Raw genomic sequence first — 13,938 nt, 5'->3', positions numbered from 1 at the left:
GACGGTGCGAGAGCTCGAAGGCCTTCGGCTTGCTGGAGGTGCTGGCGGACCGGCAGGCTACGCCGGCGTCACGACGCCTCCCCCGGGCGTCGTGGGAGGACGACCGTCGCCGTACCCGGCATGCAGTTCTGCTCGCGCTGGTTGTAAGCCCAGGTCTCCAGGTGCACCACGGCGTCGCCGTCGGAGTCGATCTCCTTGCCCACAACCTTGCCACCCAGCCGAACGACGTCCGACAGGTAGACATGCGCCCGGTACTGGCCGTGGATCGCCTTCACCGAGCCGGTGTCGCCGATCCAGTGCGTCAGGCTGTGGATCTGCCAGCAGGTGCGCTGGATGCCGACGTCGTAGGCGATCTGCGCGCCCTGCAGCCGAGCGGCGTAGTCGTTGTAGTGCACCGAGTACACCGGCTCGAGGGCGTGGGTGCTGGGGTCACGGAAGGCCCATTTCGGGTGTTTGCGGTACCGGCGCAGCGCGACTCCGTGCGCGGACAGGCGCGGGATCGGGGCGGCGCCGGAGGCGACGTAGGCGATCTCGTCGGTGAGCCCGAGCGGCCCCTTGGTCAGGGTGTCGAGCTCGTCGCCGACCTGCACGTCCTCCCAGTACCGCGGCTCGGCACCGCGCGGGGTCTCGGCGAGGATGTCCTCCTCGACCTTCGCGAGCTCCTCATCAGTCCACGGATGCGGGAGCTCGATCGTGCGCGAGCTGCGACGCTTCTGCATCTCGCTGCGCTCGAAGCGCATCCGCGAGCATATGAACCTCGCGACGAGCCGGCCGTCCTGGTTCCAGTACTCCTGTCGCAGATAGTCCTTGATCCGGCGGCCACCGAAGGTGCTCTCGACCGGATTGTCGAAGCCGTCGAACCAAACGCGTGCCGTGATCTTGTCGCCGACTCGGATGGGGGCGTGGAAGGTCACGTCGGTCTCGGCGTGGAACCCACCGAGACCGCGCCACCCGACCTGGACCGAGCCAAGACAGGCGAAGATGAAGCTCGGCGGGGCGACGATCCCGCCGAACGGACCTGCCGCGGCGTACTCCCCGTCCGTCCACAGCGGGTTGTCGTCGCCTATGCCCTCGGCAAACCGCAGGATGGCCAGTCGGGTGGCGTACTCGTTGTTCACGCACGCGTCCGTGCGGAGTTCGGTCCCGATCAGGTTCCGCATGCTCGTCAGCATCTCGTCGGTGAACTTGCCGGTGGCCAGTTCCTTGCCGAACGCCGCATTCTGCGGGGTCTCGGTCGTCGTCATCGCACTTCCTTCGGTAATCGTCGTGGTGGTTCGGGGGTACGCCTCTACCAAGCCCCGGTGATCAGGTCGCGAACATCCTGCTCCTCGGGAGGGCGCGGTCCGGCGGTGATGGCCCAGTCGTCCATGGCGTGGGCAACGGTCTCGGCGAGCGACTCCTGTGCCACACCGATGTCCTGGAGGCGATGAGGCGCCTCGAAGACCTCCAGCAGGCGCTCGACTTCCGCAATGACCGCATCCGCACTGCGGTCAGCGAGCCCCAGATAGTCCGCGACGGCCGCAAGACGGTCGGGAACCACGTCCGCGTTGAAACGCATCGCGTGCGGCAGCAGCAGGGCTTCGACGACGCCGTTGGGAGCCGACGACTTCGGCCCGATGGCGTGCGAGAGAGCCTGCGCGAGACCGCCGCCGCTGTGATCGCTTCCCTGGCCGCTCATGATCGCCGCAAGCATCAACTGCAGCCGCGGGGCCGCCTGGTTCGGGTCCTTCATGACCTGAGGCAGCCACGTCACGACGGTGCGCAGCGCATGCGCCAGCAGGGCGTCGGCGAGCGGATCGACCCGACGTGACTGCAGGCCCTCCACCGCCATCGAGAAGATGTTCAGGGCGGCCGACCAGCTCAGCCGCGGGGGCGCAGTGAGCGCCATCCTCGCGTCGAGGACGACACCCTGGGCGCGTGCCTTCGGGTCGTACAGCGCGAGCCGCTCTCCCGTCTCCGGATCGCGCACGGCGGCGCCGGCCTTGGCGTAGGCCGTCGTCGGCGAGCTCGGCACCACCCACTGCGGCAGCTTCGGTGCGGCCAGCTTCGGGCTCACGAGCCGGCCGCTCTCCCGCCGGGTGCACAGCTGCCGCACGTCCTTGTTCTCGCCCAGCAGGATCGTGGCTGCGCGTGCGGTGACGACCGACGACCCGCCGCCGACAGCGATCACCGCGTCCGCTTCGTGATCGGCCAGGAAGGCCCGGGCCCGTTCGACCGAGGGCAGCGGGCTGTGCTCTTCGACCCCGTCGAACTGCCCGACGAGGCGCTCACCGAGCACCTCGTGGACACGGCCCATCGCCTCGGTGTGCGCCGCCACTGCGGGAATGCAGATGATCACCGCGCGGCGTGCCCCCACCCGCGCCAGCTCGCGCGGCAGAGCTTCCAGTGCACCCTCACCGCAGAAGGTGCGGAAGGCCGGACTCAGATGCCGGATCCTCAGATCGGGTTCATCGCTCACGTGCTGTCGCTCCTTTCGTCGTGTCGCGTCGCCATGCGTTCTTCCCGAGTCCGAGACCGATGCGCCCGCGGTCGCGGACAGACGCACTCCCCCGGCACCCCAGACCGCCACGCTCTGTCCCGGCCGGACCTCCGCGGTGTTCATCACCGCGCCGGCGCCCGTCATCAGCGCGCAGCCGGTGATCGCACCCAGGTCCCGCGGGATCTCCTCGGGCGCCTTCACCACCCACTGCTCGTCGGCCACGGCGTGCGTGCCACAGGTCAACGTGTTGTGGGTGCGGGCCTCGTCGCCGCCGGAAAGCACGCCCCTGCCACGGCATGGACGGGCGGCCCACCACCGGTGTGCGCGGGATCCAGGTGGCCAGGACCTCGTCACCGGGACCGACGTAAGTGACGTCCGGCCCCACCTCGACTACGGTTCCGGTCGACTCGCGCCCGAACAGCAGGGACGTCGTCCGGCTCGGGCCGAAGATCCGGTCGAGCTGGCTGTGGCAGACCCCGCACGCCCGCTGTCGGACCACGACCTCGTGCGGGTCGAGGGGGCCAGGGTAGTGTCACGCAGCTCGAGCACCTCCTGCCCCGCAGGCAGGACGATGCGGGCGTCCACTGTCATGTCTGTTAGCCCCTTCTCGGTGTCCGAGTCGTCCAGTGCTGCCTGGTGAGCGACGCTCAGATGACTCCTGCGTCGCGCAGCTTGGCGATGTCGTCGGCGGACATGCCGAGCTCCTCGCTGAGCACCTCGTCGGTGTGCTCGCCCAGCCCGCCGGACCGCGTCGGCTCGACCATCGGCGAGTCGGAGAGGAACAGCGGGCTGCCCAGGGTCATGAACGACCCCTGCTCGTCGGTGACGGTGCGCAGCACCCCGCGCTCGCGGACGTGCGGGTCCTCCAACAGCTCCGGCAGGGTCACGACCGGTGCGCACGGAATCTTGAGATCCTTCAACGTCGCGGCAAGCTCGCCCTTGCTCCGATTTCGGGTCCAGCGGGCGACGACGGTGTCCACCTCATCCATGTGGTCGCAGCGCCCGGGCATCGTGGCGAACCGCGGATCGTCGGCCGCCGGGTCGTTCATCAGCTCACAGAGCCGATTCCAGTGCTTGTCGGTCGGGCAGAGCACTGTCACCCAGCCGTCCGCAGCCGGGTACGCGTTGTAAGGCGCGACCGACATCCCCCCGTGCCGGTTGCCGGTTCGTTCGAAGTTCGCGGTGTTCTCGCTGAGCAGGCCGGCGATGTTGGAGGTCAGCGAGGGGACGATGGCGTCCTGGAGCGATACCTCGACATGCTGGCCGCGGCCGGTATGGGTGCGTTGGAACAGTGCAGCCAGGACACCTGCGACCATGTGCGTTCCCGCCATGAAGTCGACGACCGAAGGTCCGGTGCGGACTGGTGCCCCGTCGGCGAAGCCGGTCGTGCTCATGATCGCGGTCCGCGCCTGGATGGTGAGGTCCATGGCGGATTCGCCGGCGTAGGGGCCGAAGGACCCGAAACCGGTGCCGGAGGCCATGATCAGGCGCGGGTTGATCTCGCTGAGCTGGTCGTAGCCGAGCCCGAAGCGGTCCATCGCCCCGGGCGAGAGGTTCTGCACCAGCACGTCGGCGTTGCGGACCAGCCCCCGCAGGACGTCCTGTCCGGCGGGGTTGGCGAGGTCGAGGCGGATGTTGCGCTTGCCGGAGTTGAGAAAGCGGAACTGGATCGGGTAGCCGTCCTCGTCGACCGTTGGCAGGCGCCGGTAAGGGTCACCCTGGGGTGCTTCGATTTTGATGACGTCGGCACCGAGGCGGGCCATCAGCATGGTGCAGTACGGGGCGAAGTAGAACTGTCCGACACAGATCACCTTCACGCCTTCGAGGGCGGTCATACAGAGCCTCCGTCACTTGGGGCGTCACTCAGGTCGTGGAGGACGTCACGTCGCTCGATCACGGCAGCCCTCCCGGGTTGCAGCACCAGCGGCGAGGTCGAGGCTCACTCCACACCGAGATGCCCGTTGTTCAAGTCGCTGGTTCGGAATTACGAACCATAGTCCGTATTTACATCCGAGGCTACGATCGCGCCTCTGGCGATGTCAACGGACGTATCAACGGACGGAAGAGCGCCCGACGGCGTTGACACCCGTGCACTCACGCCCTACCGTTCATTCGCCCATGCGGTTAACGGTTCGTAATTACGATCTAGACCGGGTGGGCAGTCGCGGCTTTCGAGACGCCGCCGCTGTCCGTTCACCGACGAAAGGACAACCATGAAGGTCGGCTTCATCGGGCTGGGGGCTATGGGCCAGGGCATGGCCCTCAACCTGCGTCGAGCGGGCTACGACCTCGTCGTGCACGACCTCAACCGGTCGAGCGGCGCGCCGCTCGAGGAGGCCGGTGCGACCTGGGCAGACTCCGTCGCCGACCTCGCGGGCTCGGTCGACGTGGTGTTCACCTCCCTGCCGGGCCCCATGGAGATGCGGCAGATCGGCCTGGGCGACGGGGGGCTGTTGAGTGCGCTCCAGCCGGGCAGCACATGGTTCGACCTGACCACGAACTCCCCCACGGTCGTGCGTGAGGTGCACGCAACCTGCCGCGAGCACAGCGTCGAGCTGTTCGACGCCCCGGTCAGCGGCGGGCCCAAGGGTGCGCGCTCCGGCAAGCTCGCCATCTACGTGGGCGGGAACCGCGAGGCGTTCGACCGCCTCGGCTCTCTCCTCGACGCCATCGGTGACCAAATCCTGTACGTCGGAGAGATCGGCGCCGGCAACACCGCCAAGCTCGTGCACAACTGCGCCAGCATGATCATCCGCTCCGGGATCGCCGAGGTATTCACCATGGGGGTCAAGGCCGGTGTTGAGCCTGCCGCCCTCTGGCATGCACTGCGCCAGGGCGCCATCGGCAGGGCCCGGACCTTCGACCGGGTCGGTGACAGGTATCTGCAGGAGGCCTTCGACCCGCCGTCGTTCGCGCTGGCGCTGGCGAACAAGGACCTCCGGCTGGCTCTGGAGCTGGCCGATCAGTTCGACGTCCCGATGCGCGCTGCCCGACTGGTCCAGGAGGACTTCCAGGAGGCCCTCGACCGCGGTTGGGGCAACCGGGACTCACAAACCCCGCTGCTCCTGCACAACGAGCGAGCGGGCGTGACGATCAAGCTCTCCGCCGACGAGGTCCAGGCCGTTCTCGACCGCGGCTGATCAGCTCACACTCCACCGACGACGAGGAAACGACCACGTGGATACCACGGACATCAAGACCACTGGCCGCCGGATCATGAACGAACTCATGGGCGACGGCTACGTGGAGAAGAAGGACCAGAACCGGAACAGTTTCAACGATGTCATCCAGGACTACTCCGAAGAGGTCTGCTTCGGCCGGGTCTGGGCCCGCGACGGCATCGACCGCAAGACCCGCAGCATCATCAATCTCTCGGTGCTGACCGCATTGGGCCGGCCTGCCCAGCTCGCCCATCACGTCGAGGGTGCGATCAACAACGGCGCGACGGTCGCCGAAATCAAGGAGGTCCTCCTCCAGACCGCGGTGTATGCGGCCTGCCCGCGGCCGGTGAGGCCTTCAAGGTCGCCGAAGGCGTCCTGCAGGCCGGCGGCCACCTCGACTGACCGCACTTTCCACCACACTGACCGACCCAGCTGGCGGCCGCGCGAAGGCGGCCGTCCCACCTGACGCGGACACGAGCCTGCATCGACATCAACGGGATACAACGACGCTCACCGAACCATGCGTCGTGACACCAAGCAGCTCGACCTCGACCGTGAGGACACACCGGCGACGGCTGACGTCTAGGAGCAAGTCAATCTCGTCCCAGCCGGGGGCGACAGCCACTGCCCCCGGTCATGACACACCACGCGTCGCATCGCTCGCGCGGGCTCATCCCTACGGCGGCCTCGCCAAATGGCATGCGGGTTCCGGCTGGACCGACATCTACCCGGGCACCTTTGCCGGTGGGTGATTCTGCCGTAGGACCACCAACCCCTCTGCGTGGCCGACTGGTCGGGGAAGCCCGTCACACGGTTCGACCGCCGCACCGGGCAAACGGCGAACGTCAACATGGGCACGCTGGTCGACAACATCGCCTGGAACGCGGGCCATACCAAGGCGCTCGTCGGCGGCCAGACCGACACCATCGAGCAGGGCTTCGCCTGCACGGGGGCCCCGGCCGTCAACTGCGACATCCACTTCGCCGTCGACGAGCTGGACCGACGGCGATGGAGAAGAGACCGGTCACCGGGCCCACCGTCCTGGGCGAGGCGGCGATACCGGCCCTCTCCATGACGGCAATACGCTGGGGCCCACCTCGTACTGCTCCGACCGCATCGCGCGGATCCCTTACACGCCCTGAGCTGAGCCACGACGAGGCGGCGGGGTCCCGGTGGGCCCGCCGCCGTCGTCTCGTATGCGGTGGTCAGGAGAGCTGCGACACCACTGACTTGGTCTCGAGGTAGTTCTCCAGGGCCTCCGGCCCGCTCTCACGCCCCCAGCCCGACTGACGGTAGCCGCCGGCGGGCATGTAGGCCCCGCCGGCACGGTGCACGTTGATCCCGACTCGTCCCGCACGCAGTCGGCGGGCCACCGAGTGAGCCAGCGCGCCGTCGCGGGTCCAGATGCTGGAGGCGAGACCGTAGGAGCTGTCGTTCGCCAGCGCGACGGCCTCGTCGGTGTCGGAGAAGGGCATCACGCCCAGCACCGGTCCGAAGATCTCCTCTCGCATGACGGTCATCGACTGGTCGACGTCCACGAGGACGGTGGGCTCGAAGAAGAAGCCCCGGTCCCCGACGCGGTTGCCGCCGCTGACAACCCGGGCGCCGTCCTCGATGCCACGACCGACGTACCCCGACACCCGCTCGAGCTGCTTCTGCGAGATGAGCGGGCCGAGGTCGGCGGCGGGATCCGGGCCGGCGCCCAGCCGCATCGAGCGACCGATCTCCGCCACGCCCCGGACGACCTCGTCGAACACGGACTCGTGCACGAACAGCCGCGTCCCGGCGGCGCACACCTGACCGGAGTTCCAGAAGACCGCCGACGCCGCACCCGGGATCGCCGTCTTGAGGTCGGCGTCGCCGAACACGATGACCGGGGACTTGCCACCGAGCTCCAGCGACAGCTTCTTCATGTTGCCCGTGGCCGCCTGCACGATGAGCCGGCCGACCTCGGTCGACCCCGTGAACGACACCGTGTCGACGTCCGCATGCTCTGCCAGGGCAGCGCCCGCACGCTCACCGACTCCGGTGACGACGTTGACCACGCCTGCCGGGACACCCGCCTCGAGCAGCAGCTGCCCGAGCCAGAGAGAGGTCAGCGGCGTCTCCTCGGCAGGCTTCAGCACACACGAGCACCCCGCCGCAAGCGCCGGAGCGAGCTTCTTGGCCGCCATGCTCAATGGCGCGTTCCACGGTGTGATGAGCCCGGCGACTCCCATCGGCTCCCGCAGGGTGTACCCCTGGACGCGGCGGTCCGCCGGTCCGAGGTCCACCGTGCGGCCGTGGATCTTGTCCGCCCAGCCTGCGTAGTACCGGAACTGCGCTGCAGCCTCGAGCACCATGCTCTTGGCCTGCGCGACCGGTAGACCGAGGTTCAGGCTCTCCAGTTGCGCCAGTTCATCGGCTTGCTCACGCATGAGGTCGCCGACGCGCCAGAGCACGGCGCCGCGGTCGGGCCCGGACAGGCCGCGCCATCGCCCTTCTTCGAAGGAGCGTCGGGCCGCCATCACCGCCTCGTCGACGGCTTCCGCACCGCCATCGGGCACAGACGCGATGACGTCGCCCGTACTGGGGTCGAACACCGGAGTGGTGGACGTCGACGAACTCGTCCACTCCCCGTCGATGAGCATGGCGACGGGGTCGTCGCCCTGAGGCAGCTGTCGGGGCCAGGCAGTCGTGGGTACGGACATCGCTGTCGCCAAACCTTCCAGATGTCACCGCGGCCGGATTGATGGCCACGTCAGCGATCGTCCCGGTGCGAAGGAACGCGCACAGCACCATCCGGACCAGACATGCTCGTTCCCAATTCAGAACGATCGATCGCCATTATGAACCCTCCCGACCGAGGAGTGTCAACGTCGCCGGCCGACCCACCCCCTCCCGCCCCAAGCCGCCCGACACGCTCTTGACCGAAAGTGACCGACGCGGCTGGCTTCCCACGAGCGGTTCCTAATTTCAGATACATGTTCTTATATACGAACTCAATCTGCCGTGGGCAATCCGCGAGCCGTGCGCTCGCAGCCGACGACGGACGAACCGCTCCGCGTCCGCCTCGCTCTCAATGATGAGCACTCGAGGAGTTGGTCCGATGTCCACACAACTTCCCCCCGAGGGTCTGGCACCCCCAGCCCCCAAGCCCGCAGAGGCCCTCTCGGTGCCCGCATCCACGGCAGCGACGCCGGTGAAGATGCGCAAGGTGGCGTTGGCCAGCTTCATGGGCACCGTCATCCCGGCATGGCGTTTCTGCCGATGGCGCTCATGACCGGCCTCATGAGTTTGTCGGCCGCCCGGGTCTCGGCGAGGCTCGGTTCACGGACGACGATCACCATCGGGCAGGTGCTCATGGCGGCAGATCTGGCCGTCCTCTACCTCGTCCGGGATCCGCACCCACCTGGGTCCTGGTCGTGCTGATGGTGCCGGTCGGTGCCGGCGGGTCCATGGGCGTGCCTGCGGTGACCGCGATGCTTCTCGACCGCGTGCCGGCCGAACGCACCGGCACCGCCAGCGGCGTACTGAACACCTCCCGTCAAATCGATGGCGCACTGCCCGTCGCTGTCCTCGGAGCCCTCCTCGCCAACCAGGCGGACTTCCTGGACGGCATGCGCATCAGCCTGCTGACCGGCGCGGCCGTGCTGGCGACGGCAGTGACGGCTCTGCTTCTGCGCCCGGCCCAGAGGCGGTGAAGGTCTCACACCGCGGCGTCAGACCACTGCGCCCGGCGTCTACCGATGGGCCCTGTTCAGGGTCGGCACCATCGACTTGGAACACCCGCTGCTCAGCCCGGGGACTTCTCGGTGGAGGGCGCGCCACGGACTTGTTCCGCCTGGTCGAGGAGGACCACGGCGTCGTAATCGGGGGTTCCGGCAGGCGGGTCGAAGGCGACCGCGATCCCCTCCCGACACTCAGGTGCTCCCAGCGTGCGGGAGGCACCTCGGGCCAGCGTCCAGGGGAGGAAGACGAAGTGCGTTCTCAGCCGAGGCGGTGCCCGCCGATGGCGCTGACCATCTGCGGGTCGCGGTGGTCGAAGACGATGCTTGCGCCGGTGTCCATCGCGGCGATGCGGTCCATCTCGTCGCCGGTCAGCTCGAAGTCGAAGACCGCGATGTTCTCGGCCATGCGCTCCGGTCGCGAGGACTTGGGGATCACCACGACACCGCGCTGGGTCAGCCAGCGCAGTACTACCTGGGCTACGGACTTGCCGTGCGCCTCACCGATGGCGCTCAGCGTCGGGTCGCTGAAAATGTTGTTGCGGCCTTCGGCCAGCGGACCCCACGACTCGATCTGCACGCCTCGCTCGGCCATGAGGGCCTGGTCGTCGGCGCGCTGGAAGTACGGGTGGGTCTCGATCTGGTTGACCGCCGGGACGATCTCGTTGTGGTCGATCAGGTCGACCAGGCGGTCGGCGTAGAAGTTCGACACGCCGATCGCCTTGATCAGACCCTGACGGTGCAGGTCCTGCATGGCGCGCCAGGAGCTGTAGTAGTCACCGAAAGGCTGGTGGATCAGGTACAGGTCCAGGTAGTCCAGCCCGAGCAGGCGCAAGGACGTGTCGAAGGCCGCCTTGGCGCCCTCTTCGCCCTTTTCGTTGACCCACATCTTGGTGGTGATGAACAGCTCGTCACGGGCGATGCCGCTGGCCTTGACGGCCTTGCCTACGGCCTCTTCGTTCCCGTAGGCGGCGGCTGTGTCGAGGTGGCGGTAGCCGGCGGCGAGGGCGTCGGTGACGACCCGCTCGGTCTCCTCGGCGGGGACCTGGAAGACGCCGAAGCCGAGGATCGGCATCTGGACACCGTTGTCCAGCGTGACATGGGGGATCTTGGGCATGGTGAACCTTTCGGGGTGGTGCTGAACGGCGCGAGGGTGCGCACCGGCACGTGTGGGAACGGCGGTTCGTCGCCCGTGCTCAGCCGGTGGCCGGCGGCGGGCACGACGGTTTTGGGAAATGTGGGCCGGGCGCTACTGGCTGCGGTCGCTCGCAGCGGGCTCGACGGGGTCCGACGTGGCAGCCCAGCTGGCGAGCAGATCGAGGGCGTGGCGGCTGGGTGAGCCGGGTTCTGCGGTGCAGACGAGCAGCACGAGACCGGCATCGGACGGCAGATCCAGGGCTTCGTAGGCGAGCTCGAGGTCACCGACGACCGGGTGGTGCAACCGCTTGACTCCCGTGCGGTGCAACCGGACGTCTTGTGAGGCCCACCGGGTGCGGAACTCCTCGCTGCGGGTGCACAGCTCCCCGATCAGATCGGTAAGAGCCTTGTCGTAGGGGTTCCTGCCGGCCAGGAGGCGCAGCCCGGCGACGCTGTCGCGGCCGGTGGCGTCCCAGTCGAGGTAGTAGCCGGCCGCGCGGGGGTTCAGGAAGCGGAACCGTGCGGCGTTGACCGGGCGAGCGGGGTCCTCGTACAGCGGAGACAGGAGGGCTTTTCCCAGCGCGTTGGTGGCCATGACGTCCCCGAGGCCGTTGGTGACATAGGCCGGGGACAGCTGGCTGTCCAAGATCGCCTGGATGCCCGGACGTACCCGCTGCACCGCCGGGCGGCGGCGTACCGCCGTGCCGCTGTTGGCCGCACGCGCCAGGTCGAACAGGTGTGCCCGCTCGGCCTCGTCCAGCAGCAGCGCCCTGGCCACGGCGTCCAGGACGCTCTCGGAGGCTCCCCGCAGGTTGCCGCGTTCGAGCTGGGTGTAGTACTCCACGGACACCCCTGCCAGGTCGGCCACCTCGCTACGTCGCAGACCGGGCACACGGCGCGTGCCACCGTGATCGACGAGGCCCACCTGGTCGGGGGTGACCTTCCCGCGCCGTGAGATCAGAAAGTCCCGTACCTCGCTGCGGTTGTTCATGCCCTTCACGCTACGGGCCCCACCGCGGACGTGGGAGATGCTGCCAGCACCCCCCTCAGCGGCATCCCGCCCGGCGGCGTCCGCTTCACCACCGCACGATCACGCCGCGCTACCGGGTCGTCTCGCGCACCTGCCCACAGCGCCCGCCGACCTGGTCCGGGGGGGGGTGATCCGCGCCTGTCGGGTGGCCAGGAAGCGTCGCACCCCCAGCGGCCATACCGCGACGGCAGGCATGTCGCCTGCTCGGTAGGGGGTGCTGGCAGCATCTCCCACCGCCACCGTCGGTTACCTAGCTTCGATGACAAAGCAGCCGGTGTCGCCCGGCTGCGCCGACGATGAGGAGCGCGTCATGCAGTACACCCGTCTGGGTACCTCCGGCCTGAAGATCAGCCGCATCGCACTGGGATGCATGAGCTTCGGTGACACCTCGCAGATGCCGTGGGCTCTGGACGACGACGGCGCCGAGCCGATCTTCCGCCAGGCCGTCGAGTCAGGGATCACCTTCTGGGACACGGCCAACATCTACGCCTTCGGCACCTCCGAGGAGATCGTGGGCCGCGCGATCAAGAAGTACACGAAGCGTGACGACGTCGTCCTGGCCACCAAGCTGTTCAACCCCATGCACGGCGGACCCGGTGGGTCCGGCCTGTCGCGCAAGGCCGTGATGGAGCAGATCGACGCCTCCCTGACCCGGCTGGGCACCGACTACGTCGACCTCTACCAGATCCACCGCTTCGACCCCGAGACCCCGGTCGAGGAGACCATGGAAGCCCTGCACGACCTCGTCAAGGCCGGCAAGGTCCGCTACCTCGGCGCCTCCTCGATGTGGGCCTGGCAGTTCGCCACCATGCAGCACGCCGCCCAGAGCCACGGCTGGACGCCCTTCATCTCCATGCAGGACCAGTACAGCCTGCTGGCACGGGAGGAGGAGCGGGAGATGTTCGGCCTGCTCGCCCACTCCGGCGTCGGCTCCATCCCCTGGAGCCCCCTGGCCGGCGGCCGTGTCGCCCGCCCCTGGGGCCAGGACAGCACGGCACGGGCCAAGGCCGCCCCCGACACCGACTACGCCGGCCGCCCCCTGTTCGTCGACACCGACGAGGCCATCGTCGACGCCGTCCAGAAGATCGCCGACGCGCACGGTGTCCCGATGGCCCAGGTCGCGCTGGCGTGGGTACTGAAGAACCCTGTCGTGTCCGCGCCCATTGTCGGTGCCACCAAGACCCACCACCTCACCGACGCCGTCGCCGCGCTCGACCTCACGCTCACCGCGGACGAGATCGCCGCACTGGAAGACCCCTACACCCCGCGCCTGCCCACCTACTTCTGATCGGCCAACCACGGCCGGCCCCGCGGCGTGGGGCCGCCGTCGAGCGCCCAGCGTCGTCGCCGACCCCAGACCTGGCACGAGGGCGTGCAAGTCACCTGCCGCAGCCCGGAGGCGGAGGCGAAGCGCAAGGTGGCCAACGAAGTACTACGGGCGCATTCGCGAGGAGAGCTCGAAGTGGAAGACCGCGGCACAGAAGGACCGGATCACGGCCGCGCAGCTAAGTACCTCACCCGTCTCGTGGAGCGGCTGGGCAAGGAGCGGTTCGACGCCGAGTTCGTCAAGGCGGTCAAGGGCACCGATATCAAGCCGCGGGCTCCCAGGGAGCGGACCGCCACGGCGTCGAAGCGGCTGACCAAGGCGTCGGCTCACAAGCTGATCGGCGCCCTGGTTGGTACCTGACGCCCGTCAGCCCTCCGCGCCGTCCTCGTCGTCGTCGAGCCCGGCCGCTTCTGGGTCCCGGAGCGGGCGCAGGGTCTCGCCCGCCGGCTGGGTGGCGGTGAAGCTGTAGCGGCCCAGGACGTTGAGGTTGCGGTGCTTGAGCGGGGACAGCCGGGCCACGTCCTCGTCACGGATCTCGTGTCCCTCGGCGCGGAGCTGGGCGACGGCGGCGTCGATGTACCAGATCGTCCAGAGCACGACGGCGTTCAGGACCAGGCCGAGTGAGTCGAGCTGGTCCTCCATCCCGTCCCGGTACGCCTGGTGGATGGTGCCCTTCTTGCCGTGGCAGATGTCGCGGGCGAGCTTGTGGCGGGACTCCTGGACGGTGAGCTGCTTGTGCGCCCTGACCTGGTTGGTGACCAGGGAGCCGGCCACCCGTAGCATGTCCGGCCAGGCCGTGAGCCTTCTTCACGTTGACATTGTTGCGGGCCAGTGCCTCCAGCGGCCCGTACCCGCCCGCCGTCTCGGCGCCGGGCATCTGGGCCTTCCAGAACCGCTGGTCTTCGAGGTCCTTGAAGCGTGCAGTTGGGTGGCGACAGCACGTTCTCGGGGCGGTAGACGTGCTCTCTGCGGAACGCCCGGCTCTGTCTGATGTGCTGGGTACTCAGGAGCAGTTGATAAAGGCAGCTGCAGACGGACCCATGTGCTTGAGCGAGTTGGTCGAACGGTGCACGTACCCGGCGATGGCTCACGCCCAG

At 68.4% G+C, this 13,938-nt stretch carries 13 protein-coding genes and 3 pseudogenes; 8 read left to right on the top strand and 8 right to left on the bottom strand.

The features are described from left to right. Positions 1–68 precede the first annotated feature (68 nt). The 4 genes and pseudogenes from ACWD4J_RS35815 to ACWD4J_RS35800 form a co-directional block, all read right to left on the bottom strand. Entirely contained in the window at positions 69–1,244 is a 1,176-nt protein-coding gene (locus tag ACWD4J_RS35815; RefSeq protein ID WP_451399682.1) for an FAS1-like dehydratase domain-containing protein, read from the bottom strand. 44 nt (positions 1,245–1,288) lie between these two features. Next, the gene (locus tag ACWD4J_RS35810; RefSeq protein WP_451399681.1) at positions 1,289–2,761 is read right to left on the bottom strand and encodes an iron-containing alcohol dehydrogenase; all 1,473 of its coding nucleotides are present in this window, start codon (positions 2,759–2,761) and stop codon (positions 1,289–1,291) included. A 58-nt stretch (positions 2,762–2,819) separates the two neighbouring features. After that, a pseudogene (locus ACWD4J_RS35805) lies at positions 2,820–2,978 on the bottom strand (alcohol dehydrogenase catalytic domain-containing protein); the annotation flags it as partial. 148 nt (positions 2,979–3,126) lie between these two features. Further along, entirely contained in the window at positions 3,127–4,314 is a 1,188-nt protein-coding gene (locus tag ACWD4J_RS35800; RefSeq protein ID WP_451399680.1) for a CaiB/BaiF CoA transferase family protein, read from the bottom strand. A 369-nt stretch (positions 4,315–4,683) separates the two neighbouring features. On the opposite strand from ACWD4J_RS35800, the pseudogene ACWD4J_RS35795 reads away from it, so the two are divergent. The 4 genes and pseudogenes from ACWD4J_RS35795 to ACWD4J_RS35780 form a co-directional block, all read left to right on the top strand. Continuing rightward, positions 4,684–5,163, top strand: a pseudogene (locus ACWD4J_RS35795) (NAD(P)-dependent oxidoreductase); the annotation flags it as partial. Then, the gene (locus ACWD4J_RS35790) at positions 5,149–5,619 is read left to right on the top strand and encodes an NAD-binding protein (RefSeq protein WP_451399704.1); all 471 of its coding nucleotides are present in this window, start codon (positions 5,149–5,151) and stop codon (positions 5,617–5,619) included. The pseudogene ACWD4J_RS35795 and the gene ACWD4J_RS35790, both read left to right, overlap by 15 nt. A 37-nt stretch (positions 5,620–5,656) precedes the next feature. Then, positions 5,657–6,106 carry a carboxymuconolactone decarboxylase family protein gene (locus ACWD4J_RS35785; RefSeq protein ID WP_451399679.1) on the top strand — a complete coding sequence of 150 codons (450 nt, stop codon included), beginning with the start codon at positions 5,657–5,659 and terminating at the stop codon, positions 6,104–6,106. A 315-nt stretch (positions 6,107–6,421) separates the two neighbouring features. Beyond that, the gene (locus ACWD4J_RS35780; RefSeq protein ID WP_451399678.1) at positions 6,422–6,715 is read left to right on the top strand and encodes a hypothetical protein; all 294 of its coding nucleotides are present in this window, start codon (positions 6,422–6,424) and stop codon (positions 6,713–6,715) included. Between the two features lie 130 nt (positions 6,716–6,845). Here the strand turns inward: ACWD4J_RS35780 and ACWD4J_RS35775 are convergent, their stop codons facing one another. Then, positions 6,846–8,330 (bottom strand): aldehyde dehydrogenase family protein, encoded by a 1,485-nt coding sequence (locus tag ACWD4J_RS35775; RefSeq protein WP_451399677.1) that lies wholly within the window; start codon positions 8,328–8,330, stop codon positions 6,846–6,848. A 544-nt stretch (positions 8,331–8,874) separates the two neighbouring features. On the opposite strand from ACWD4J_RS35775, the gene ACWD4J_RS35770 reads away from it, so the two are divergent. Both ACWD4J_RS35770 and ACWD4J_RS35765 read left to right on the top strand, forming a co-directional pair. Next, positions 8,875–9,051: a hypothetical protein gene (locus ACWD4J_RS35770; protein ID WP_451399676.1), complete on the top strand. Its 177-nt coding sequence runs from the start codon at positions 8,875–8,877 to the stop codon at positions 9,049–9,051. Beyond that, the gene (locus tag ACWD4J_RS35765; protein WP_451399675.1) at positions 9,045–9,323 is read left to right on the top strand and encodes a hypothetical protein; all 279 of its coding nucleotides are present in this window, start codon (positions 9,045–9,047) and stop codon (positions 9,321–9,323) included. Before ACWD4J_RS35770 ends, ACWD4J_RS35765 begins: the two co-directional genes overlap by 7 nt. A gap of 286 nt (positions 9,324–9,609) precedes the next feature. Here the strand turns inward: ACWD4J_RS35765 and ACWD4J_RS35760 are convergent, their stop codons facing one another. Together ACWD4J_RS35760 and ACWD4J_RS35755 are read right to left on the bottom strand one after the other, a co-directional pair. Then, positions 9,610–10,455, bottom strand: a complete 846-nt coding sequence (locus ACWD4J_RS35760; protein WP_451399703.1) for an aldo/keto reductase — start codon at positions 10,453–10,455, stop codon at positions 9,610–9,612. 141 nt (positions 10,456–10,596) lie between these two features. Then, on the bottom strand, positions 10,597–11,475 hold the full coding sequence (locus ACWD4J_RS35755) for a helix-turn-helix domain-containing protein (RefSeq protein WP_451399674.1): 879 nt from the start codon (positions 11,473–11,475) through the stop codon (positions 10,597–10,599). A 349-nt stretch (positions 11,476–11,824) separates the two neighbouring features. Here ACWD4J_RS35755 and ACWD4J_RS35750 point away from each other — a divergent pair, with 349 nt between their 5' ends. Next, complete coding sequence (locus tag ACWD4J_RS35750) at positions 11,825–12,802, top strand: aldo/keto reductase (protein ID WP_451399702.1); 978 nt, start codon at positions 11,825–11,827, stop codon at positions 12,800–12,802. Positions 12,803–12,976: 174 nt separating this feature from the next. Beyond that, positions 12,977–13,201, top strand: a complete 225-nt coding sequence (locus ACWD4J_RS35745; RefSeq protein WP_451399673.1) for a hypothetical protein — start codon at positions 12,977–12,979, stop codon at positions 13,199–13,201. Between the two features lie 6 nt (positions 13,202–13,207). Here the strand turns inward: ACWD4J_RS35745 and ACWD4J_RS35740 are convergent. Next, positions 13,208–13,760, bottom strand: a pseudogene (locus tag ACWD4J_RS35740) (Tn3 family transposase); the annotation flags it as partial. Between the last annotated feature and the right edge of the window lie 178 nt (positions 13,761–13,938).

This window comes from Streptomyces sp. NPDC002577 (assembly GCF_053594815.1).
This window is presented reverse-complemented; position numbering and strand designations above follow the sequence as displayed.